22 protein-coding genes are annotated in these 21,837 nt (G+C 74.3%); 10 read left to right on the plus strand and 12 right to left on the minus strand.

Translation table 11 applies throughout. From position 1 onward, the window contains the following. Positions 1-8 precede the first annotated feature (8 nt). Positions 9-2,846 carry a SpoIIE family protein phosphatase gene (locus IE305_RS22250; RefSeq protein WP_190131462.1) on the minus strand — a complete coding sequence of 946 codons (2,838 nt, stop codon included), beginning with the start codon at positions 2,844-2,846 and terminating at the stop codon, positions 9-11. Between the two features lie 85 nt (positions 2,847-2,931). After that, complete coding sequence (locus IE305_RS22255; protein ID WP_229891347.1) at positions 2,932-3,870, minus strand: cyclase family protein; 939 nt, start codon at positions 3,868-3,870, stop codon at positions 2,932-2,934. A 45-nt stretch (positions 3,871-3,915) separates the two neighbouring features. On the opposite strand from IE305_RS22255, the gene IE305_RS22260 reads away from it, so the two are divergent. Then, positions 3,916-4,356: an archease gene (locus tag IE305_RS22260; protein WP_190131464.1), complete on the plus strand. Its 441-nt coding sequence runs from the start codon at positions 3,916-3,918 to the stop codon at positions 4,354-4,356. Positions 4,357-4,399: 43 nt separating this feature from the next. Beyond that, positions 4,400-5,824 (plus strand): RtcB family protein, encoded by a 1,425-nt coding sequence (locus tag IE305_RS22265; RefSeq protein WP_190131465.1) that lies wholly within the window; start codon positions 4,400-4,402, stop codon positions 5,822-5,824. Between the two features lie 55 nt (positions 5,825-5,879). On the opposite strand, the gene IE305_RS22270 is transcribed toward IE305_RS22265, so the two are convergent. The 7 genes from IE305_RS22270 to IE305_RS22300 are packed head-to-tail and all read right to left on the minus strand — an operon-like array spanning position 5,880 to position 12,872. Further along, positions 5,880-6,797, minus strand: coding sequence for a 2OG-Fe(II) oxygenase family protein (locus IE305_RS22270; RefSeq protein WP_190131466.1), 918 nt, complete (start codon positions 6,795-6,797; stop codon positions 5,880-5,882). Further along, positions 6,794-7,675 carry a 2OG-Fe(II) oxygenase family protein gene (locus tag IE305_RS22275; protein WP_190131467.1) on the minus strand — a complete coding sequence of 294 codons (882 nt, stop codon included), beginning with the start codon at positions 7,673-7,675 and terminating at the stop codon, positions 6,794-6,796. The genes IE305_RS22270 and IE305_RS22275 overlap by 4 nt, the downstream gene beginning before the upstream one ends. A gap of 14 nt (positions 7,676-7,689) precedes the next feature. Continuing rightward, complete coding sequence (locus IE305_RS22280) at positions 7,690-8,631, minus strand: 2OG-Fe(II) oxygenase family protein (RefSeq protein ID WP_190131468.1); 942 nt, start codon at positions 8,629-8,631, stop codon at positions 7,690-7,692. Further along, a complete protein-coding gene (locus IE305_RS22285; protein WP_190131469.1) occupies positions 8,628-10,163 on the minus strand; it encodes a cytochrome P450 in 1,536 nt (511 codons plus the stop codon). Before IE305_RS22285 ends, IE305_RS22280 begins: the two co-directional genes overlap by 4 nt. Further along, entirely contained in the window at positions 10,160-11,110 is a 951-nt protein-coding gene (locus IE305_RS22290) for a 2OG-Fe(II) oxygenase family protein (RefSeq protein WP_190131470.1), read from the minus strand. Before IE305_RS22290 ends, IE305_RS22285 begins: the two co-directional genes overlap by 4 nt. Beyond that, positions 11,107-12,090, minus strand: a complete 984-nt coding sequence (locus IE305_RS22295) for a 2OG-Fe(II) oxygenase family protein (protein WP_190131471.1) — start codon at positions 12,088-12,090, stop codon at positions 11,107-11,109. Before IE305_RS22295 ends, IE305_RS22290 begins: the two co-directional genes overlap by 4 nt. Before the next feature lie 2 nt (positions 12,091-12,092). After that, positions 12,093-12,872 carry a tRNA-dependent cyclodipeptide synthase gene (locus tag IE305_RS22300; protein ID WP_190131472.1) on the minus strand — a complete coding sequence of 260 codons (780 nt, stop codon included), beginning with the start codon at positions 12,870-12,872 and terminating at the stop codon, positions 12,093-12,095. Between the two features lie 588 nt (positions 12,873-13,460). Between IE305_RS22300 and IE305_RS22305 the strand changes: the two genes are divergently transcribed. From IE305_RS22305 to IE305_RS22315, 4 genes are all read left to right on the plus strand, one after another. Further along, positions 13,461-14,858 carry an MFS transporter gene (locus IE305_RS22305; RefSeq protein WP_190131473.1) on the plus strand — a complete coding sequence of 466 codons (1,398 nt, stop codon included), beginning with the start codon at positions 13,461-13,463 and terminating at the stop codon, positions 14,856-14,858. A gap of 32 nt (positions 14,859-14,890) precedes the next feature. Next, positions 14,891-14,977, plus strand: a complete 87-nt coding sequence (locus IE305_RS33830; protein WP_373311727.1) for a putative leader peptide — start codon at positions 14,891-14,893, stop codon at positions 14,975-14,977. A 70-nt stretch (positions 14,978-15,047) separates the two neighbouring features. Next, positions 15,048-15,602, plus strand: a complete 555-nt coding sequence (locus IE305_RS22310; RefSeq protein WP_190131474.1) for a cupin domain-containing protein — start codon at positions 15,048-15,050, stop codon at positions 15,600-15,602. Further along, positions 15,599-16,000 (plus strand): rhodanese-like domain-containing protein, encoded by a 402-nt coding sequence (locus tag IE305_RS22315; protein WP_190131475.1) that lies wholly within the window; start codon positions 15,599-15,601, stop codon positions 15,998-16,000. Before IE305_RS22310 ends, IE305_RS22315 begins: the two co-directional genes overlap by 4 nt. A 15-nt stretch (positions 16,001-16,015) precedes the next feature. On the opposite strand, the gene yczE is transcribed toward IE305_RS22315, so the two are convergent. Beyond that, on the minus strand, positions 16,016-16,642 hold the full coding sequence (yczE, locus tag IE305_RS22320) for a membrane protein YczE (RefSeq protein WP_229891349.1): 627 nt from the start codon (positions 16,640-16,642) through the stop codon (positions 16,016-16,018). Between the two features lie 396 nt (positions 16,643-17,038). Here yczE and IE305_RS22325 point away from each other — a divergent pair, with 396 nt between their 5' ends. From IE305_RS22325 to IE305_RS22340, 4 genes are read left to right on the plus strand one after another with little or no spacing between them, the layout of a single operon-like run. Continuing rightward, positions 17,039-17,713, plus strand: a complete 675-nt coding sequence (locus IE305_RS22325) for a DUF6875 domain-containing protein (RefSeq protein WP_190131476.1) — start codon at positions 17,039-17,041, stop codon at positions 17,711-17,713. Continuing rightward, the gene (locus tag IE305_RS22330; RefSeq protein WP_229891350.1) at positions 17,710-18,618 is read left to right on the plus strand and encodes a tryptophan 2,3-dioxygenase; all 909 of its coding nucleotides are present in this window, start codon (positions 17,710-17,712) and stop codon (positions 18,616-18,618) included. The genes IE305_RS22325 and IE305_RS22330 overlap by 4 nt, the downstream gene beginning before the upstream one ends. Continuing rightward, positions 18,615-19,874 (plus strand): kynureninase, encoded by a 1,260-nt coding sequence (locus IE305_RS22335; RefSeq protein ID WP_229891352.1) that lies wholly within the window; start codon positions 18,615-18,617, stop codon positions 19,872-19,874. Before IE305_RS22330 ends, IE305_RS22335 begins: the two co-directional genes overlap by 4 nt. Next, positions 19,871-20,644: an SDR family NAD(P)-dependent oxidoreductase gene (locus IE305_RS22340; protein ID WP_229891354.1), complete on the plus strand. Its 774-nt coding sequence runs from the start codon at positions 19,871-19,873 to the stop codon at positions 20,642-20,644. The genes IE305_RS22335 and IE305_RS22340 overlap by 4 nt, the downstream gene beginning before the upstream one ends. On the opposite strand, the gene IE305_RS22345 is transcribed toward IE305_RS22340, so the two are convergent. Both IE305_RS22345 and IE305_RS22350 read right to left on the minus strand, forming a co-directional pair. Further along, complete coding sequence (locus IE305_RS22345; RefSeq protein ID WP_229891356.1) at positions 20,619-21,095, minus strand: DUF3592 domain-containing protein; 477 nt, start codon at positions 21,093-21,095, stop codon at positions 20,619-20,621. The genes IE305_RS22340 and IE305_RS22345 overlap by 26 nt on opposite strands. Further along, positions 21,092-21,634, minus strand: coding sequence for a YajG family lipoprotein (locus IE305_RS22350; protein WP_190131477.1), 543 nt, complete (start codon positions 21,632-21,634; stop codon positions 21,092-21,094). Before IE305_RS22350 ends, IE305_RS22345 begins: the two co-directional genes overlap by 4 nt. Between the last annotated feature and the right edge of the window lie 203 nt (positions 21,635-21,837).

Genomic DNA, 21,837 nt, shown 5'->3' on the forward strand with positions numbered 1-21,837 from the left:
GCGGGACGTCAGATGGCCGGAATGTCGTCGAAGGAGCCCAGCGGACCCAGGTCACCGAACGCCTCCGGCCCGTCGGGCGGGCCCGGCGCGGCGTCCTCGGCGCCCGGCTTCCCCGGAGGCACCTCCAAGGGGCACTCCGCCCAGATCACCTTCCCGCCCGCGGTGTAGCGCGTGCCCCACGCCTGGGACAGCCGCGCCACCAGGAACAGGCCCCGCCCGCCCTCGTCGGTCGTGGCCGCCTGCCGCAGATGCGGCGACGTGCTGCTGCCGTCGGCGACCTCGCACGTCAGCGAGCGGTCGTACAGCAGACGCACCCGGATGGGCTCGGTGCCGTACCGCACCGCGTTCGTCACCAGCTCGCTGAGCAGCAGCTCCGTGGAGAAACCGATCTCGTCCAGCCCCCACGCCGCCAGCTGCCGGGTGACCGCGGCCCGCACCGACGACACCTCCGCCGGGTCCGCCGGCACGTCCCAGCTCGCCACCCGGTGCGGGTCCAGGCTGTGCGTCCGCGCGACCAGCAGCGCCACGTCGTCCTCCGGATGCTCCGGCACCACCGCCTCCACCACGGCCCGGCACGTGTCCTCCGGTGCCCGGCCCGGGTGCGCCAGCGCCTGCCGCAACTGCTGCAGAGCCGTGTCGAAGTCGCGCTCGCGGTCCTCGATCAGCCCGTCCGTGTACAGCACCAGCTGGCTCCCCTCCGGCAACGGGAACCGCGCCGTCTCGAACGGCAGCCCGCCCAGTCCCAGCGGCGGGCCGGCGGGCAGGTCCGGGAACGTGACCGTGCCGTCCGGACGGACCAGCGCCGGCGGGCAGTGACCGGCCCGCGCCATGGCGCACTCCTGCGACGCCGGATCGTAGATCACATACAGGCACGTGGCGCCGATGATGCCCGTCAGGCCCTCCCGCGCTTCCCCGCACTCCTCCCGGTCCAGCCGCCCCACCAGGTTGTCCAGATGGGTGAGGACCTCGTCCGGCTCCAGGTCCAGCTCGGCGAAGTTGCGGGCCGCCGTGCGCAGCCGGCCCATCGTCGCCGCCGCGTGCAGCCCGTGCCCCACCACGTCCCCCACCACCAGCGCCACCCGCGTGCTCGACAGCGGGATCACGTCGAACCAGTCGCCGCCCACCCCCGACTCGGCCGGCATGTAGCGGTGCGCCACCTCCACCGCGTTCTGCTCGGGGAAGCCGTGCGGCAGCAGACTGCGCTGCAACGCCAGCACCATCGCGTGCTCCCGCGTGTAACGGCGCGCGTTGTCGATGCAGATCGCCGCCCGCGTGGCCAGCTCCTGCGCCAGCGACCGGTCGTCGTCCCCGTACGGCGCCGGGTCCCGCGCCCGGTAGAAAGCCGCGATGCCCAGCACGATGCCCCGCGCCAGCAGCGGCACGACGATCAGCGAGTGCACGTTGTGCGCGAGGATGCGCTGCGCACCGGCGCGGTCCTGCGCGATCCAGCCGGTGGCCGTCCGCAGGTCCGGCTCCAGCACCGTCCGCCGCGTCGCCAGACAGCGCATGAGGGGCGTCGTCGGGATCAGCTCCACGCGCGTGCCGACCGGGTAGAACGGGCAGTCGTCACGGATGCCGTGCACCACCGTGCGGTGCAGGTCCCGTGCGGGATCCGAGGGCTCCTCGCCCCGCAGCACCGCCTCCGGCAGGTCGATGGTGACGAAGTCCGCCAGCCGCGGCACCGCCATCTCCGCCAGCTCACGCGCCGTACGCGCCACGTCCAGGGTGGTGCCGATCCGGGTACTCGCCTCGGACAGCAGCTCCAGACGGCGCCGGGCCGCCACCGCGTACTGCCCCACCCCCGGCTCGCCCACCAGCACCACGTCCCCGTCCGCCGCGGCCGCCGGGCCCCGGGAGGAGCCGCGTGCGGCGGTACGCGCCCGGCGCGGCGCGGCGTCCGGCGCGGCCTCCGCGTCCCTCGCGTCCCTCGTGTCCGCGGGAACCGCCAGCTGCTCGCTCCCTTCCGGCGTCACCACCTCCACGACCAGGCCCGCCACACCCGTCGCGCTCGTCACCGGACGGCTCACCAGCGTCACCCGCCGGCCCCCCGGCAACGCCACGTCCACCGCCGCCCGTTGATCCGCGGAGAGCAGCTCCACGGCCCTCTCCCGCAGCACCACCCGGTCCGTCGGGCCCAGCGCGAGCGGCGGCCGCCCGTCCCGCCGCCCGGCGCCCGCCGGGAACCGCCGCCGCGCCGCCGCGTACGCCTCCAGCAGCGTCCGCTCCCGCTCGGTGCTCTCCTCCAGCAGCCGGTGCTCGATGGCCGCCGCCGCCCGGCGGATCACGACGTCCAGCCCCACATCGGCGTCGGCGTGCGGGAAACCGAAGCACAGAATGCCCTCGATGCGGCCGCTCAGCGGGTCCCGCACCGGAATCGCCGAACACGCGTTGGACTGCGAGCGCTCCGCGAAGTGCTCGGCACCGTACACATTGATCTGCCGCCGCTCCGACAGGGCCAGCCCGATGCCGTTCGTCCCCGCGTACTCCTCCGCGAACACGAACCCCGGCAGGCTCTGGATCGGCGGCAGCTTCCGTGCCAGCGACGCCTCGCCGAACCGCCGCTCCAGCACCGCGCCGCGCGCGTCGGCCAGCGCCACGTTCATGTTCCGGCCCGCGAAATGCGCCTCCAGCCGGTCCAGGACCGGCGCCGCCGCACGGACCAGGCGGCCCTCCAGATCAAGGTCGTCCACGAACGGCAGCTCGCACCCGTCCGGCGACAGACCCAGCGACTGCGCACGCTGCCAGGAACTGAGGATCTGGCTCCGCACGGCGCCCGCGACCGGCTGCCCGTCGCGGAAGAACCGCTCCCGGGCGGCCACGGGGCCGAGGTCCGGGGCGAGCACCATCCGGATCACTTCCCTCTTCGGTACGCGTGACCAATTTTAGAACGTTTGCCCCTTACCGGACCCCGATCCGCTCCCGGAGGCCACCTCACAGCACCGCCACCGGGCACACCGGCGACCCCGTCCCACCCGGCACGTTCAACGGCGCCACCACCAGCAGAAACGCAAACCGGCCCGCCTCCGCGCACGCCGCCGCCAGCCCCTCCAGGTCCAGGTTGTCCAGCAGCGGCACCCCCATCGCCGCCACCGCCAGCGCATGCACGGGCGAGTGCACCCCCTCCACCGGCGACGGCCGCAGATCACTGTCCCCGTCGCTCCCCAGCAGCGCGACCCCCCGCTCCGCCAGCAACGGCACCGCCTCCACGTGCCACCCCGCCCCCGCCGCGTCCACGTCCCACGCGCCCCGCTCCGCCCGCCGCCGGAACCGGCCCGTACGCAGCAGCACCGCGTCCCCCTCGCCGATCCGCACCCCCAGCGCCTCCTCCGCGGCCACCACGTCCCCCGACCGCACCGCCTCCCCCGGCTCCAGCCACGCCCGGCCCCGCGCCGCCGGCACGTCCAGCAGCACGCCCGACGTCACCAGCGGGCCCAGCTCCGCCACGCTCCCGAACCGCGCACCCCCGCCGCCCACCAGCTCCCGCGCCGTACCACCGCCGTACAGCAGCCCGCCGTACGCCACGTGCGCCAGCGCGTCCAGGTGGCTGACCCCCTTGCCGTGGTAGTCGGCGCCCAGGAAGTCCTTGTACGTCGCCGGCTCCGGCGGCTCCACGTCCCCCAGGTCCGTCATGTAGTGCAGCGCCGGCCGGGCGTTGTCCGGGCCCGCGACCGTGTCCCACGGGCGGCCCAGCGGCACCACGGTCCCCGTCCGGACCCGCGCCACCGCCCGCAGCACGCCCTCCGGCGTCACCCGGTTGTACGCGCCCCGGCCCGCGTCCGCCCAGCGCCCCCACGTCCGTACCGACGCGAACAACGCCTCGAACTCCCGGCGCGACACCGGCGGCCCCTGCGGGCCGGACCGAGCGCTCACCCCTCCAGTGTGGCCGCGCACCCCCGGCCGCGCGACCATGGAGGGGTGGACCGACCCGGGGACGCGCCCGAGCCGCGCGCCGGCCACCGCAGCGTGCCGCACACCGCGGACCTGCGGGTGGAGGCGTGGGCCCCCACCCGCGAGGAATGCCTCGCCCAAGCGGTGCGCGGCGTCTGCACGGCCTTCCTCGACCTCACCGGCGCCACGCCCGTCCGGACGCGCGACCACGTCGTGCGCGCCGCCAGCGACGACGACCTGCTCGTCGCCCTCCTCGACGAAGTCGTGTACCGGCTCGACACCGACGGCGAAGTCCCCGTCGACACCGGCCTCACCGCCGTCCCCGGCGGCCTGCACGCCACCTTCCGCATGGCCGACGCCGCCTCCCTGCCCACCATCGGCGCCGCGCCCAAGGCCGTCACCCTGCACGGCCTGGAGTGCGGCCCCACCCCCGGCGGATGGGCCTGCGCAGTGACGCTCGACGTCTGAGCGGCACAGCGGCGTCACGAGCCATCACGAGAGGGGAACGCCCATGGACCTCACCCTCGTCGCCGAGAGCCCCTACCGGTTCCGCCTGGAACAACAGGACCCCATGCGGGTCCCCGGCGTCGTCTTCGCGACCCGCGAACTCCTGCCGCAGGCCGCCGGCGACAAGTCGCTGGAACAGGTCGCCAACGTCGCGACCCTCCCCGGTGTCGTCCGCGCCTCCTTCGCCATGCCCGACGTGCACTGGGGCTACGGCTTCCCCATCGGCGGCGTGGCCGCGACCGACATCGACGCCGGCGGCGTCGTCTCGCCCGGCGGCGTCGGGTTCGACATCTCCTGCGGCGTCCGGCTGCTCGCCGCCGACCTCGACACCGGCCGGCTCGCGCCCCGGATGCGGCAGCTGATGGACACCCTCGGCCACACCGTGCCCCGCGGCACCGGCCGCGGCGGCCTGTGGCACCTCACCGGCCCCGGGCAGATGGCGGAGCTGCTGGCCGGCGGCGCCGTGTACGCCGTCGGGCGCGGCCACGGCGTCCCCCGCGACCTCGACCGCTGCGAGGACGGCGGCCGGCTGCCCGGAGCGGACCCCTCCGGGGTGGGGCCGCGGGCCGTGGAACGGGGCCTGGGCCAGGTGGGGAGCCTGGGCGCGGGGAACCACTTCCTGGAGGTGCAGGCGGTGGACCGGGTCTACGACGAGGAGACCGCGGCCGCCTTCGGGCTGCGCGCCGGGCAGGTCTGCGTCATGATCCACACCGGCTCGCGCGGCCTGGGCCACCAGGTGTGCACCGACCACGTACGCGCCATGGACCAGGCCCTGCGCACGTACCGCATCTCCCTGCCGGACCGGCAACTGGCCTGCGCGCCGGTGGACTCCCCGCCGGGCCGCGCCTACCTGGGCGCGATGGCCGCCGCCGCCAACTACGGGCGCGCCAACCGGCAGTTGCTCGGCCAGGCCGCGCGCCGGGCCTTCGCCTCGGCCGTCGGCGCGGACCTGGAGCTGGTCTACGACGTGTCGCACAACACCGCGAAGCTGGAGACCCACGAGGTGGACGGCGCGCCGGTCCGCCTGTGCGTGCACCGCAAGGGTGCGACGCGGGCGCTGCCGCCCGGTGACCCGGAGCTGCCGGAGGATCTCGCGGCGGCGGGGCAGCCGGTGCTGGTGCCGGGCAGCATGGGCACGGCGTCGTACGTGCTGGTGGGCACCGTCGGCAACGACGCGTTCCGGTCGGCGTGCCACGGCGCGGGCCGGGTGTGGAGCCGCCACCAGGCGCTGCGGCAGGTGCGGGGCGAGGAGCTGCGGGGCGAGCTGGAGGCACGGGGCATCGCGGTGCGGCCGTCGTCGTGGCGGGGGCTGGCGGAGGAGGCGCCGCGCGCGTACAAGGACGTCGACGCGGTGGCGGCGGCCACGGAGGGCGCGGGGCTGGCCCGGCTGGTGGTGCGGTTGCGTCCGCTGGGGGTCGTCAAGGGCTGAGGGGGGTGGCGGTGGCCCGGCGGCCGGCCCGGAGGCCGGGGCCGGCCGCCGGGGGTCAGTACAGGCCGGTGCCGTCCGGCCGGTAGGTGTTGTGCAGGATCTCGTCGAGGAACCGGCCGAACCCGGTTTCGAGGTGGAGGCCGGTGCCGGGTTCGTAGCGGAAGAGGCCGGGCGAGACGGAGTCGTCCAGGGTGCTGTCGACGAACAGGGCGTAGGAGAAGCGGTCCGGTTTGCCGCCTGGGCCGGGTGGCTGGCGTACGACGCGGTGGGCGACGGCCGCCACCGGGGTGGCGGTGGCGCGGGTGAGGATCTCCAGGGCGCAGCCGAAGTTGACGATGAAGGTGCCGGGGAGGGGGTCGACGGGGTGCCAGGCGCCGTCGCGTTCGGCTTCGAGGCCGGGTTCGGTGGAGCGGAGGACGGTGACCCAGCCGGAGTCCTTGTGGATGTTCAGGCCGCGCCGGGGCACGTCGGGGCGGAAGTGGTTGAAGGTGAGGGTGTGGGTGCCGTGGGCGGTGAGGGCGTGGCCGGTGGCCTCGTCCCACAGGTCGCGGGGCAGGTCGAGGTGGGTGAGGACGGCGCGCAGGACGTCGAGGGCGAGGTCGCGCATCGCGGTGGCCTGGTGGGCGAGGGCGGGTGGGTAGACGGTGTTCCACCAGCGTTTTTCCAGGAAGAACTGTTCGGTCTGGTCGGCGTCGCGGCAGTAGTAGCCCTGGTGGGGGCCGAGCCGTTCGGCGGTCCAGTGCCGGAAGCCGCGGTAGGGGTCGTGGTGGGTGCGGTCGCCGGCCGGGAGGTAGAAGCTGCGGGCGAAGCGGTCGCCGGGCGTGAGGTCGAGGCCGGCGGGGCGGTCGAGGTGGAAGAAGCCGTCGCGCAGGGCCTGTTCGAGGCCGTCGGGGGTGGTGAATTCCAGGCGGCCGTCGTGGAGGCGGGCGCGCTGCCACAGCCGGGGGGCGGTGGGGTGGGCGGTGCCGGTCATCGGTGGGCCGCCTCGATGCGGGAGTGGAACGCGTAGCCGAGGTCCTTGGCCTTCTCGACGGAGAAGTCGCGGAAGCCCTGGTAGGGGAGGAGGACGCCGTCGGTGTCGTACTGGTACAGCATCATGTCGTAGCGCGGCCCCATGTAGACGGTGAACGACGAGCGGTCGGTGGCGGGCGGTTCGGGGTGCAGCTCGGGCACGCGGTGGTAGACGGCGGTCACGGGGCGGGGCGTCTTGACGGTGAGGACCCGGAAGGCGTCGCCGAGGTTGACGGTGAAGTGCCCCGGCGGCTGGTGGACGGGCAGCCAGCGGCCTTCGTGGAGGATCTCGTAGCCGGGCTGGTCGGTGCAGATGACGGTGATGAAGCCGCTGTCGGAGTGCTCGACGATGCCGGCGCGGCCCGTGAGGTCGGAGCGGTAGTGGTTGACGGTGGTGTAGCAGAGGCCGGTGTCCTGCCGGGCGCCGCCGGTGACGAGGTCGCGGTCGTGCTCGGGCACGCCGGCGGCGTCGAAGACGCCGTGGAGGGTGTCCAGGGTGAGGTCCTTCATGCGCCGGAGCAGGGCGGCGACGTCGGCGGGCAGGTAGTCGTCCCACAGGAAGCTCTCCAGCTGGAGCTGTTCGACCTGGTCGGGCCGGTCCTCGTAGCCGAGCTTGGAGCGGGGGTGGCCGTGTTCGCGGTGGCCGCGGCGGCGGTCTTCGGGGCCGCGGGAGGGCAGGTGGAAGCTGCGGCAGAAGTCGAGTCCGGGGGTGACGTCGAGGCCGTCGGGCACGGCGAGGGAGAAGGCACCGAGGGCGAGCGCCCGGGCGGCGCCGTCGGGGTCGGTGAAGCGGAGGCGGCCGGAGCGGACGGTGGCGGAGGGCAGGGTGAGGTGGTCCATGGGCGGGGTGCTCCTCACAGGGCGGTGGTGTCGTCGTAGGTCCGGGCGACTTCCTGGGCGGCGAAGTCCGCGACGGACTGCACGGGGCGCGGCTCGTCGTTCTCGAGGCGGTGGACGGTGCCGTCGAGGGCGGAGTCGAGGAAGGTGACGTACGAGAAGCGGTCGGGGCGGCCGGGGGCGCGCCGGGTGGACACGACGCCGTGCACGTTGGCGCGGACGGGTTGTGGCAGGCGTTCGGTGAGCACTTCGAGGGAGCTGCCGAAGTTGACGATGAAGTGGCCGGGTTCGGGATCGATGGCGCCGAGGCGTCCGTCGACGAGGGCGAGCAGCCCGGGTTCGGTGGAGCGGAGGACGGTGACCCAGCCGGAGTCGCGGTGGAACTTCGAGCCGCGGGTGGGTTTGGCGGACCGGAAGTGGTTGAAGGCCAGCATCTGGTGGCCGTGGCCGTCGGTGAGGCCGTTGGTGACGATGCTCCACACGGGCTCGGGTACGTGGAGGTGGCGGAGGACGGCGCGGAGCACGGCGATGCCGAGGGCGGCCATCCGCGCGCCGAGTGCGGCGACCTCGTGGGGGAGGAGGGCCCAGTTGGCCTTCTCGATGTAGAAGTTCTCCCACTGGTCGTGTTCGCGGTCGAAGTAGCCCTGGTAGGGGCCGGGTACGTCGACGTGGCGGTAGCCGCGGTAGGGGTCGGGGGCGTCGCCGGCGGGGTCCTCGTGGAAGTGGCGGGCGAAGCGGTCGCCGGGGGCGGGGTCGAGGCCGTCGGGCATGGCGAGGAGGAAGAAGCCCTGCCGCAGGGCGTGGTCGAAGCCTTCGGGGCGGTCGAAGAGCAGGTCGTCGTCGTCGAGGCGGCAGCGTTCCAGGGGGACGGGCGGGTGGCCGGTGGTGGCGTCCTGCTCGGCGGGCATCGGCGGCAGGGGGACGGGGGGCCGGGTGGTGGCGGACGGGTGGAGGGTCATGGCGTGGGCTCCCTGATCGCGTCGTGCGGGCCGGCCGGGGTGCGGCTGCCGGTGTCCTGAGGGACGGTGTCCTGCGGGGCGGTGTCCTGCCGGGCGGGCCGGAGCTCGATGGTGCCGGGGCCGGCGGGGCGCGGCATGGCGGCGTGGTGCTTCAGCCGCAGGTCGATGCCGTGCGTGGTGACGTCGTAGCGGCCGTAGAGCTCGCCGAGGACGGCGGCCTGCATGCGGACGGAGAACAGCCGCCCGGGGCATTTGCGGGGGTTGCGCCGTGTGTTGACCATGCTGAACGAGTTGATCTCGTAGCGGCTGCGGGAGAGGAGCGAGGAGACCGTCTCGCGGCCGGAGCGGGCGATGGCCCGGACGTTGTCGGGGTCGAAGCTGCCGGGCCGGGGGAAGGCGTGCGGGTCGCGGTTGGCCTGCCACCGGTCGAGCCACATCATGGTGCCCGCCGGCACGGTCACCTCGTGTCCTCGGTGGCGGAGGAGGAAGGGGCGGGTGGTGCGCCGCCACAGGGCGCAGGGGTTGCTGCCGCCCAGGCGTACGGCTTCCAGGACCGCCAGTTCGGTGAGGGACGGCCCGGCGTGGGGGCAGGCGGTGCCGGGGGCGCCGGCGCGGCCGCGTGCCTCGGCGACGACCTGAGCTTTGACCGTCGGCGTCGTCTCCAGGTGGCCCAGGGTCCACAGGAGGCTGAGCGCGGTGGTGTCGTACGTCGCCACGACGACGGTGCCGAGTTCCTTGACGCGGGCGGGGTCGAGGCGGGCGATGTTCTCCCGGGTGAAGGGGAGGTCCCACAGGGCGAAGTACCGGCGGACGAGGTTGGTGGCGGGGGCGGCGGACAGCGGACGGAAGTTGGCCAGCAGCAGGTCGCGGACGAACGGCACGATGACGTCGGCCTGGCGCATCGCGTCGGGGTTGACGTTGCAGATGACGTCGGAGGCCAGGTCGAAGAAGCCGCGGACGACCTCGCCGTAGTCGGGGGAGCGCAGGTACTCGGGGAGGGGGCGCTCGGTGAGGTCGAGCACGCCGGGCACCATGCTGTCGACGTGGGCCACCAGTTCCAGGGCGAAGTCGTCCAGGGGGAGCTCGCGTCCCGCCACCCGTGCGAGGTGGGCGGCGGTGTGCCGGCGGACGTGGGGTTCGATGCGTGCCACGAACGCGGCGCTGCCCAGGGAGCGTTCGACCGCGCCGCGTTTGGCCGGCCGGTCGGGGTGGTCGTGGAGGAGGGAGCCCATGAAGTCGCCGAAGAGGTCGCGGTTGGTGTCGGTGGACGGGGCGAGCACCTCCTCGGTGAGCAGCGGAGTGTTGGTGATCTGGTAGACGGCGAAGCCCCGGCCGGTCCGGAAGGTGCACAGGCCGCCGCCGGCCTCGGCGCAGGCGCTGATGCCGGAGGCGCGGAAGTAGGCCGAGGCGGGTTCGCCGCGCACCACGGTGGCCTCGTGGAACGCCTGCTCGTGGCCGTCGGCGGCGCTCGGCCCGGGGTGGTGGGCGAGGACGCCGGGGTAGGGCGCCCCGGCGGGGGCGGTCACGGTCACGGGGCGGCTCCGGGAGCGGCGGGGGCGGTGTCGGCGATGCCGAAGTCGGCATAATGGTCGGACCAGGTACGGGCGTTGAACTCGCGCAGGAACTCCTCGGAGCTGCGCGCCGGGTGTGCCGTGCCGTCGGGCCGTAGCCGGTACAGGTCGCCGGTGGCGGGCGGGTTGGCGAAGGCGGCGAAGGAGACACGGTCCGGCTCGCCGGGCCGGGGCACGCACTGCCGTACGCGGTGGGTGAGGGCGCGCACGGGGCGGGGGAGGTCCTCGGTGAGCAGTTCGAAGGCGGCGCCGAAGTTGACGACGAAGTGGCCGGGGAGCGGGTCGACCGGCGCCCAGGTGCCGTTGCCCGTGGCGGCTTCCAGTCCGGGTTCCTGGAGGTGGAGGACGGTCACGAAGCCGGTGTCCTGGTGCGGGGCGCAGCCGGGCCGGTCGCGTTCCGGGCGGTAGTGGTTGGCGGCGAACCAGTGGGTGCCGCGGCCCTCCACGGCGCCGCCGGTGACGGTGGTCCACAGGGTTTCGGGCACGCCCAGGCCGGTGAGCACGGCGCGCAGCACGAGAAGGGTGAGGGCGCTCATGTGCTCGGTCATGGCGTACAGCTCGGGCGGGAAGTGCCGGGCCCGGGCCGGGGCGTCGAGGAGCAGGTGCTCGGTCTGGAAGTGCTCGCGGTCGAAGTAGAGGCCCTCCCGGTCGCGGTAGCCGCGGTAGGGCCGGAGCCGGGCCGGGGCGCCGGCGGCGGGCCGGTGGAACTCGCGGCAGAGGGTGAGGCCGGGCGTGGGGTCGAGGCCGGGCGGCACGGCGAGGCGGAAGCAGCCGTCGGCGAGGGCGCGGGGCAGTCCGCCGGGGGTGTCGAAGACCAGCGTGGTGCCTTCGGCGTGGGCCCGCTGGAGGTCCAGGGGCGGCGCGGGGGCGGGTGGGGGCGCGGGGACGGGTGAGGGTGCGGCGGTCATGCGGGCCTCCCTTCGGGGGCGTCGGTGCCCGCGTAGATCTCGTGGTCGTTCTCGTCGATGAGCTCCCGCGACCCGCACACGCGCTCCAGGCCGCGTCCGGCGACGTAGCGGTGGATGCCCTCGTCCTCGCCGGGCCGGCAGCTGCTGGAGCTGAAGTGCCCGAAGCTGGACCGGTCGGTGCCCTGGTGGGCGACGCGGTGCATGATGGCGGCGACGGGGGTGCCGCAGGCGGCGGTGAGGATCTCCATCGACAGGCCGAAGTTGACGACGAAGCAGTCGGTGGCGCGCGGCACGGTCTCCCAGTGGTCCCCACGGCTGATCTCCAGTCCGGGGGTGGTGGTGCGCAGGATGGTGAGGAAGCCGTCGTCCTTGTGGGAGCTCAGGCCGATGTCGTCGAGCGCCGGCCGGTAGTGGTTGAACGTGAGGTGGTACGAGCCCTCGCCGGCGGAGCAGCCACCGGTGGCGCGGCGCCAGTCAGCCTCGGGGATGCCGGCGTGGGCCAGGACCGAGCGGAGGACCTGCCCGGACAGACGGGTGAGGGCCTCGCCGAGCGCGGTGATCTCCGGCGGGTAGTGGGCGGCCCAGAAGCGCCGTTCCAGCAGGAACTGCTCGATCTGGTTCACGCGTTGGTGGAATCCCAGCAGGGGGTCGCCGAAGTGGTCGCTGTCCAGGAGACGGAAACGACCGTACGGTTCGGCCTCCGGCCCCTGGTGGAACTGGCGGGCGAAGGCGTCACCGCCGGCGACGTCGAGGTCCTGGGGGATTTCCAGGAGGAAGACGCCGTCCCGGAATGCGCGGTCGCGGGATGCGGAATCGGCGAAGAGGAGTTCGCCGTCGTCGTGTTCGCCGGGGGCGATGCGGGCGCGTTCCAGGCTGGCTTCGCCGAGGGCCGGGCGGGCCTTGTCCCGCTTTTCGTAGACGTTCCGGTAGATGCGTCCCCGCCGGATGTCGGGGGTGAGGCCGTGGTGTGCGGATGTCATGGTCACCGGCCTTTCAGGTGGAGCGAGACGACAATGAGGTCGCGGAGTTCCTGCGGGGCGCCGGGGTGCAGTCCGCGGGCGATTTCCGAGAGGGTCCTGAAGGAGCCGGGGTAGACCATCACCGGAAGGCCGCGCTGCCGGAGGCAGGCGAAGATGGCGAACTCCTCCAGGAAGTACTCCGACGACCTCCGGATGCGCCGTTCCCGCTCCGCCTCGGACAGCCCCGTGGACCGCTTGGCGTGGTAGGAGCGGCCGAACGACTCGACGGACGCCCGGAAGGTGTCGTCGTCGGCGAAGAACGTGCGCAGCCGGTCGTGGAATTCCGTGCAGGCGTCCCAGGTCTGTACGTCGCCGCAGGTGAGGAAGGTGAAGTCGGTGCTGTCCCGGTAGCTGTCGAAGACCTCGCGGGTGTCCGCGAGGAACCGGCGGCCGAGGCCGAGCGCGGTGGTGCGGGCCTCGTCCGGGGGCAGTGCGCGGGTCGACTCCAGGGTGATCCGGTGAATGCTGTCACCGACGAGCACAGTGCAATGGGAGAAGCGGCGGGATATCCACTTCAGCATGGCGGTGAGCTTCGGGACGGTGAAGTTGCTGTTCTCCAGGCTCACGCCGAGGAAACAGGTGTCGTGCTGCTCGAAGGTGTCCCTGCTCGACTGGGGGGAGACGAAGCCGATCTCGGCCTTGTAACGCGTCCGGTGGGCCGGCCTGTTCGGCGGATCGAGGGTGGGGATTCCGATGGCGGGGGTTCCGGGAATTCCGACTGCTTCTTGGGTGTCTGACGACATCGCACCAGCCTGGTAGGTCGCGGAAATGCGTGGCGGTCGAAAGGTGAGGACGGGGGAGTGGGGGTGGTCTTCTCGTCGGCCCGGACGCCGGTCCTTGCTAACAGAGGCGTCAGGTGATCATCAATCCCCGAGGGGCACGTTTCGGTCCGGACCGACCGTGCCGTATGCCCACCGTCAATTCTCCTGCTCAACTTGCATGTAAGGGCCAATGGCATGGCTCGGCAGTGTCGTGGGGACCGGGCGCCACGCCGGGTCGTGATGGCCGAAACGTGATCGGCCGCGAGCGGTTGAACGCCTCACGGCAAACGGTTGCGCACGTCAGGAAAGGGGTTGGCAGCCCCCGGGCCGTCGGCTACGGTGGAGGCGCTTCCGATCCGGCCCCCGGTGCGAGAGCCCCGGCCTCCCGGCGGCAGGACGAAGCCGTTCACCGGCGGACCCTCCCGGTCCCGTCCCCGGTTCCCCCGCGCGACGCCCCTTTCCTGCGGGCCCGTTCCCGGCCGCGCACCGCCCTCCCCGCCACCTCCCGCCACGACCTTCGACGACGACCCTCGACCACGCTGCGCACCGCAGCGAGAAGGGAGGCCGGGCATGCACCGGAACGGCCCGCCCGGAGCACGCGGGGCCCTCCTGGCCCTGTCCACCGGCGTGTTCTGCATCCAGCTCGACGCCTTCGCCCTCAACCTCGCCCTGCCCCGGATCGGCCACGACCTGCACGCCGGGGAGGGCGGCCTCCAGTGGGCCGTCAGCGCCTACCTGCTCGCCACCGGCACCCTCATGCTCGGCGCCGGACGCCTGGGCGACCTGTTCGGCCGGCGCCGGCTGCTCGTCACCGGCCTGGCGCTGTTCGGCGGCGCATCCCTGGCGTGCGCCCTCGCCAGCACCCTGCCCCTGCTGGTCGCCGCCCGCGTCGTCCAAGGCGCCGGCGCGTCCCTGATCATGCCGGTGGGCCTCGCACTGGTCACCAACGCCTACCCCGCCGCGCAGCGCGGCCGGGCCACCGGCTGGGCACTGGGCGTGGGCGGCATCGCCACCGCCTGCGGCCCGTTCGCCGGCGGCGTGCTCACCGACGCGGTGTCCTGGCGCGCGGTGTTCTGGCTCAACGTGCCGCTGGCCGCGCTGGGCGCCTTCTGGGCGTCCCGGGCCGCGGAGAGCCGCGACACCAGCGGGCCCCGCACCGTCGACCGGGCCGGCCTCCTCACCGGCACCGCCGCGCTCGCCGCCCTCGCCGTCCTCGTCGACCGCGGCAGCCGCTGGGGCTGGGCGACCGGCCGCACCGCCCTGCTCCTCGCCCTCGTCGTACTGCTCCTCGCCTGGTTCGTCCGGTGCGAACGCACCGCGGCCGCACCCCTCGTGGGCCTCGGCCTGTTCCGCAACGGGCCCTACGTCGCCCTCACCCTCGCCGGAGCGGTCGCCAACACCGCCACCGTCATGTTCCTGTTCGTCGTGCCGCTGTCGCTCCAGGGCCCCTGGCAGCTGTCGGTGGCCGCCGCCGGCGTGGCCTTCCTCGCCCCGGCCGTCGCGATGGCCGCCGCCGGCCCCCTGGCCGGCCGGGTCGCGCCCCCGCACGCCGTCCCCGTGATGGCCGCCTGCCTCGGCACCGGCGCACTCGTCCTCGCCTGCCTGGCCGGGGCGCCGCACCTGCCCGTGTACCTCGCGGCCGCCACCCTCGGCGGCGCCGTGCTGGGCCTCGGCAACGCCCTGACCCTCGTGGCCACCCAGGCCGTCATCAGGCCCGAACGCGCCGGCGAGGCGTCCGGCGTCACCAAGACCGTCATCACCGTCGCCGCCGGCCTCGGCGTGGCCCTCGCCGGCCCGGTCGCCGCCCCCGGCGGCGACGGCCACGCCGTCGGCACCGCCCTGCTGGCCACCGCCGCGGGCTGCCTCGCGGCCTGCGCGGTGCTCCTGCTCTGGCTCCGGCACACGCCCCGCACACCCGGCCGTCCCCGGCGCCCCACCGGTCCCCGTGAGGCTACGGCCAAGCGTTGACCAGCCCCGATGCGCGTGATTGACTCCGCCGCATGACAGGCAACCGCGTGCATTTCTGGCGGCGGGTCCATCTGGACCTCGTCCGTTACGCGGGCTGCGTCTGTCGTCCGTCCTGCTGAATCGCCACCCTCCGCGCGGCCGTCACCGTACCGCCGCGCGCCCTTCGCGACGCCTCACAGGACGGTCACCATGTTCTTCCCCGTACGCGCCTTCGCGCCCCCACGCCCCGCCCCCACCGCATCGCCGGGCGGGCCGCCCACCGCTGCCGACCTGCTCGCCTTCGCGCGCCGCACCGCGGCCGACCGCCAGCTGACCGACGCGCTGCCGCTCGACCCCGAGGGCCGCACCTGGATCTGCCTCAACGGGCCCGGCGGCAGCGAGGCGTGGCTCATCGGCTGGCCGCCCGGCAGCGCCACCGGATGGCACGACCACGGCGGTTCGTACGGCGCGTTCGCCACGGCCGAGGGCCGGCTGACCGAGCAGTCCGTGGCCGCCCAACTCCCCACCGGCGGCTGGACGATGCTCGAACTGGCCGACGACGTCGACCGCGAGCGGACCCTCACCCCCGGCGACGGCCGCGCCTTCGGACCGCACCACGTGCACCAGGTCCGCAACGCCTCACCGGACCGGCACGCCGTGTCCGTGCACGTCTACTACCCGCCGCTGCCCATGATGCGCCGCTACGGCCGCACCGGCCGGACACTGCGGCTCGAACGCGTCGAGCGGCCGCAGGAGTGGGCATGAGCGGAACCACGCCGAGCGGCGTCGACGCCCTGCTGGCCGCGGCCCGCGCCGAGCTCGTCCGCCTCGGCCCGGCCGAGGCGGCCGGCGTCCAGGCGAGCGGCGGCCTGCTGGTGGACATCCGCACCGCCGCCCAGCGGGAGCGCGACGGGACCATCCCCGGCGCCCTCGCCGTCGAACGCAACGTCCTGGAGTGGCGGCTCGACCCCACCTGCCCCCACCGCCTCCCGCAGGCCACGGGCCACGACCTGCCGGTGGTCGTCGTCTGCGACGAGGGCTACGCCTCGTCGTTCGCCGCCGTGTCGCTGCGCCGGCTCGGCCTGTGGCGGGCCACCGACCTGGTGGGCGGCTACCAAGCCTGGCGGGCGGCGGGCCTGCCGGTGCTGCTCCCGGAGGGGTGACCGCGCCCCGCGAGGTCAGTCCTCCGCGGGCCCGGCCAGTGCCAGGCCACCGCCGTCCGGCGGCAGTGGCGGGGTGATGACTTTCTGGAAGTACTGGATGAGCGGGCCGATGGCCAGCGCGTACAGGACGGTGCCGACGCCGACGGAGCCGCCCAGCAGGAACCCGGCGGCCAGCACGACGACCTCGATCGCCGTGCGGACCAGCCGGGTGGGCCGGCCCGTCCGGCGGCACAGGCCGGTCATCAGCCCGTCGCGCGGCCCGGGCCCGAAGCGCGCGGAGATGTAAAGGGCGGTGGCCACGCCGTTGAGCACCACGCCTCCGAGCAGCAGCGGGACCCGGACGGCGTAGGCGTGCGCCGCGGGCAGCAGGCGCAGGGAGGCGTCGATGCACAGGCCCACGAGGAGGACGTTGGAGACGGTGCCGACGCCCGGCCGTTCGCGCAGCGGCACCCACAGCAGCAGCACGGCGGCCGAGACGCCGATGACGACCGTGCCCATCGACAGGCCGGTGTGGCGGGCCAGGCCCTGGTGGAAGACGTCCCACGAGTTGAGCCCCAGTCCGGCCCGCAGTTGGAGGGCCACGCTCACGCCGTACAGCACCAGGCCCGCGTAGAGGTGGACGAGCCGGCGTGCGAGGTACATGGTGACCAGCTCCCGGGGGTGGGGGAGGCGCGTGCTCCGGCGGGCTGACGGTGGCGGCGGCCGTCCCATTCTCACCGCCGGCCGCTCGCTATTGCCCGAAAGCCGCGTCCCCCGCAAGGGTGGTCGTCGGCCAACGCGGCGCATGGGCCACCGGGCTCCGTGACGTGCCCCTGGCCGGGGCGTACGTGCGGACGACGGGACGGGCGCCGAGCCCCGTACCGGTGGAAGCCGGGCGAAGCCCACCCCGGAGGCGCCCGGTCCGGGCTGCTCCGTGCCCCGTCTTTGTCCGGGAACCGGCTCCTGGGCACCGTCACCGTGCGTGCGACTCTGGCCTTGCCCGCCCCGGTGCCGGCCGGCCGGGGACGCGCGGACCGAGACGGCCGGACGGGGGTCGGCATGATGGTGCGGCACGGACCGGCGGCTCCCGGCCCGCCGCCCGCGGAGGTCCTCGGCACGGCCCGGCAGTGGTTCGCCGAGTACGTGACGCGGCCCCACGACCGGCTCGGCAGACCCGGCCCGGTGTGCCCCTTCGTCGAACCGTCCCTGAAGGCCGGCTCGCTGGAGCTCCGGGCCTGGGACGTCGCACCGGACACCGGTGTGGCCGGCATGGTGGACGTCGTCCGGCGGATGACCGAGGCCTTCGACGCCATGGCCTGGACCGGCCACAATCCCGCGCTGCACGCCCTGGTCGTGGTGGTGCGCGGCCTCGCGCCGGAACGTTTCGGCATCCTCGACGCCGCCCACGCCGAGGCCAAGACGCCCCTGGCCCGGCGCGGCCTGATGCTGGGCCAGTTCCACCCCCACTGCCCCGAACCGGCCGCACGCAACCCGCGCTTCCCGGTGTCCCTCTGTCCCGTGCCGCTGCTCGCCCTGCGCCGCATGGCCTTCCACGACGTGCTCTTCCTGCACGGCCATCCGGCGTGGTTCGCGGCCTACCGGGAGCGGTACGGCGACCGGTACGACCAGGGCACGGTGCCCGACCCCTTCTTCGTACGCCTCTTCGCGCAGGCCCGGCAGGCGTGGGGCGACGACCCACGGCCGCCGGGGCCATGCGCCGGGACGGACCGGTGACCGGCCCGCCGCCCCCGGGCCCCGGGGACCCGCCACCCGACCTGGGCGTCAGCAGCGACGCCGAGCGCGCCGCGACGGCGGCCGGCACCGGCGGCACGCCGCTGCTCGACTTCGCCGGCCGCAGCACCCCCTACATCGACTACCAGAGCATCGACGTGCTCCTCGGCCTCCAGCACCCGCGGTCCGGCGCCGCCCCCGAGCTGACCTTCTACATCCTGGGGCAGGTCAAGGAGCTGCTGTTCAAGCTGGTGTACGAGGAGATGGTGCGCGTCCGGGGGCTGCTGGACCAGGACCGCACGGCGGACGCGGTGTGGTCGCTGCGCCGCTCCCGCCGGGTGATCGAACTGCTCGTCTCGACGTGGGACGTGCTGGGCACCCTCGCCCCGGCCGAGTTCAACGCGTTCCGCGACCACCTGGGGCAGGCGTCGGGCCTCCAGTCGTACATGTACCGGATGGTCGAGTACGTCCTGGGCAACAAGGAGCCCGCACTGGCCCGCCCGCACCGCCGCGTGCCCGGCGTGAGCGAGGCCGTCCAGGAGGCCCTGAACTCCCCGAGCGTCTACGACGCGGCGCTCGCGCTGCTCGCCCGCCACGGCGCGGACATCCCGGCCGCCGTACTGACGCGCGACATGTCCCGCCCCTACGAGCCCGACCCGCACGTCGAACGCGCCTGGGCCGGCGTCTCCCGCCGCGCCGACCCCGCCGACCCGCTGTTCCTGCTGGCCGAGGCGCTGATGGACGTGGCCGAGGGGATGTACCGGTGGCGGGCCCTGCACCTGCTGACGGTGGAACGCGTCATCGGCTTCAAACCCGGCACCGGCGGCACCCACGGGGTGGCGTGGCTGCGCCGGGTCACCGAGCACCGGTTCTTCCCCGAACTCTGGACTGCGAGGGGGACGTTGTGACCGACCTGCCGGCTGATCCGCTGTTGCTGTCCGAGGCGCGACGGCTGGACGCCGAGGACCCCCTGTCCGGCTTCCGCGACCGCTTCCACCCCGTGCCCGAGGGCACCGTCTTCCTCAACGGCGCCTCGCTGGGGCGCATGCCGGCCGCGACGCCCGCCCTGGTGGACGAGGTGCTGCGCGGCCAGTGGGGCGACCGCCTCGCCCACGCCCGTGCGCAGTGGCTCGACCTGCCCCGGCGCGCCGGCGACCGGATCGCCGAGGTCGCCCTCGGCGCCCGCCCCGGCGAGGTGGTGGTCGGCGACTGCACCAGCGTCAACCTCTACAAGCTCGCCGTCGCGGCGCTGCGCGCCAGGCCCGGCCGGGCCACCGTGCTCGTCGAGGACGACACCTTCCCCACCGACCGCTACGTCCTGTCCGGCGTCGCCGCCGACGCCGGCGCCACACTCCGCGTCCTGCCCGCCCACCCCGACCTGGGCCTCGACCCGGAGGTGCTGCGCGACGCGCTCGACGACGGGGTGGCCCTGGTGTGCCTGTGCCTGGTGGCGCCGCGCTCGGGCGCCCTGCTGGACATGGCGGGCATCACGGCCGCGGTGCACGAGGCCGGGGCGCTGATGCTGTGGGACCTCAGCCACGCGGCCGGTGCCGTACCGATCGACCTCACCGGCTGCGGTGCGGACCTCGCCGTCGGCTCGACGTACAAGCACCTGCTGGCCGGGCCCGGCAGCCCCGCCCTGCTGTACGTACGCCGTGACCTGCAACCGCTGCTCACCCAGCCGGTGCAGGGCTGGTACGGCCACCGCGACCAGCTCGCGCTGCTGCCCGCGTACGAGCCCGACCCGGGCATCCGGCGCTTCCTCACCGGCAGTCCGCCGGTGCTGTCGATCGTGGCGTCCGGCGCGGGCCTGGACCTGATCGCCGAGGCCGGCCTCGACCGGATCCGCGCCAAGAGCACGGCGTTGACCGGCTTCTTCCAGCGGCTGGCGGACCGGGAGCTGGTGCCGCGCGGTTTCCGCCCGGCCAGCCCGCCGGAGCCCGCCCGGCGGGGCGCCCACCTCACGTACGAACGGCCGGGGGCGCCGGAGTTGGTGCCGTTCTTCGCCGAGGCAGGGGTGTTCGTCGACCCGGCGCTGCCGGACCGGGTGCGGATCTCGCCGGTGCCGCTGTCGACGCGCTTCACGGACCTGTGCGAGGCGGTGGAGCGGATGTGCCGGGTCGTGGACGTGGTGGACGGCCGCGGTGAGGGGAGGACGGCGTGAGCCGACGCCAACGGGTGCTGGTCACCGGGGCCTCGCGGCCGGCCGGGATCGGGGCGGCGGTGGCCGCGGCGCTGGCGGAGCGGGGCGCCGCCGTGGCCGTCCACGCCCGCGCTGACACGCGCGCCGCGGAAGCCGTGGCCGGCCGGCTCCCCGGCGAGGGGCACGTGGCGGTCACCGGGGACCTCACCGACGCCGACACGGTGGCCCGGGTGGTGGCCGAGGCGGTCGAGGGCCTCGGCGGGGTCGACGTCCTGGTCAGCAACTCCGGCATCTACCGCGAACACCCCGTCACGTCCACCTCGTACGTGGAGTGGCAGGCGATGTGGCGCCGGCACCTCGACGTCAACCTGGTGGCGGCGGCCAACGCCGCGTGGTGCGTCGTCGACCACCTCCTGCACCGGCCGGAGGGACCGGCGGGCGGCCGCATCATCATGATCGGCTCGCGGGGCGCGTACCGCGGAGAACCGCGGGTCCCGGCGTACGGGGCGAGCAAGGCGGGCCTGCACGCCCTGGCCCAGTCCCTGGCCGTGGCCCTGGGCCCGCACCGCATCGCCGTAGCCGCCCTGGCCGTGGGCTTCACCCGCACCGACCTGACCGCGGACCTGCTCGACGACCCGTCCGCCGCCGAGGCGGTACTGGCCCAGCACCCGCTGGGCCGCGTCGCCGATCCCGCGGAGATCGCCTCGGCGGTGGCGTGGTTCGCCTCACCGGCCGCCGAGTTCGCCACGGGGGCGGTGCTGCATCTCAACGGCGGGTCGTACCTGCACTGAGGCGGCGCCTCCGGGAGAGGACGGCGATGACCGTCCCGACGGTGGCGACGACGAGCCCCGCGCCACCGAAGATCAGGGGCAGCACCCACAGTGAGGCGAACCCGCTGATGCTGGCGTCGTCGGGGTGGTCCGCGTGGTACAGCACCTCGACGCGCTCACCCACCTTGTAGGCGGGCGGGTTGGAGCCGAACGAGTCCTGGAACGTCTGCTTCTCGCCGTCCGCAGACGTGAAGCCGACCACGGCGTACGCCACGGGCCCTTGGTCGCCATCCCGCCAGTCGAGGGATACCACCGTGCCGTGGGTGCGCTTGCCGTCCGTCGCCAGCGAGAGCGACATCCAGCCGAGGACCAGCCCGATGGCGAGGAACACCGTCCCGAAGACGATCAGCCCGCCGGCGAGCCACCGCCGGCCCTTCGGCCCCAGCGGCCGCAGGTTCTCCGTCGTCTTCACGAGGCGGCCTTCCAGGTTGCCAGGGTCTTGCTGCGGCGCGTCCACTTCACGGTGGAGGGTGCCGCGGCGCTGTCGGGCGCGACGAAGACGGTGCAGCCGTCGACGCTCTGCCCTTCGGCGGCCTCCTTGTACCGGGTGTGGTCGGCGCCCTCGCACTTGTCGAAGCGGCCGCTGGTGAGCGGCTCGGAGGGGTCGCCGGTGGGCTGCAAGGACGGGAGGATGATCAGCTCGGACAGCGGCTTGCCGTCCGCGTACACCTCGAAATGCGAGGTCTCGTCGTCATCGTTCCCCGCGGCCGTCTTCGTGAGCTTGAAGCGCACGTAGTACGGCGTCTTGCCGGCGTACTTCGCCGCGTCCTCGAGCCGGGAGAGGTCGGCGTGCGTGCCCTTCTCGACGCGGACGACGGTCACCCCGACGGAACCGCTCCGGTCCCCGGTGACGGTCGCCTTCTCACCGAACGCCAGCGACGGCCCGGATTCACCGCACCCGGTCAGGGCCAGCACCCCCACGACCACGGCACACGCAGCCCGGCGTTTCATGACGTCCCCCAAACGGAATTTCGTATTCATCTTCTCGGCGCCGGGGCAGCCTACCTGCCGCCTGGGCATGCCCCCGACAACGGATGTGCACCCCCCATGCCGGCGCCATCACACAGGGAGAACCGGCCACGCGCATCGGTTCCCGTACTCAGACGGCGCCCCGGCGATACTCAGGACCGGCCGTGTCCTTCACCCGTCCTGAG

Source organism: Streptomyces mashuensis (genome assembly GCF_014654785.1).
GTDB classification, from domain to species: domain Bacteria; phylum Actinomycetota; class Actinomycetes; order Streptomycetales; family Streptomycetaceae; genus Streptomyces; species Streptomyces mashuensis.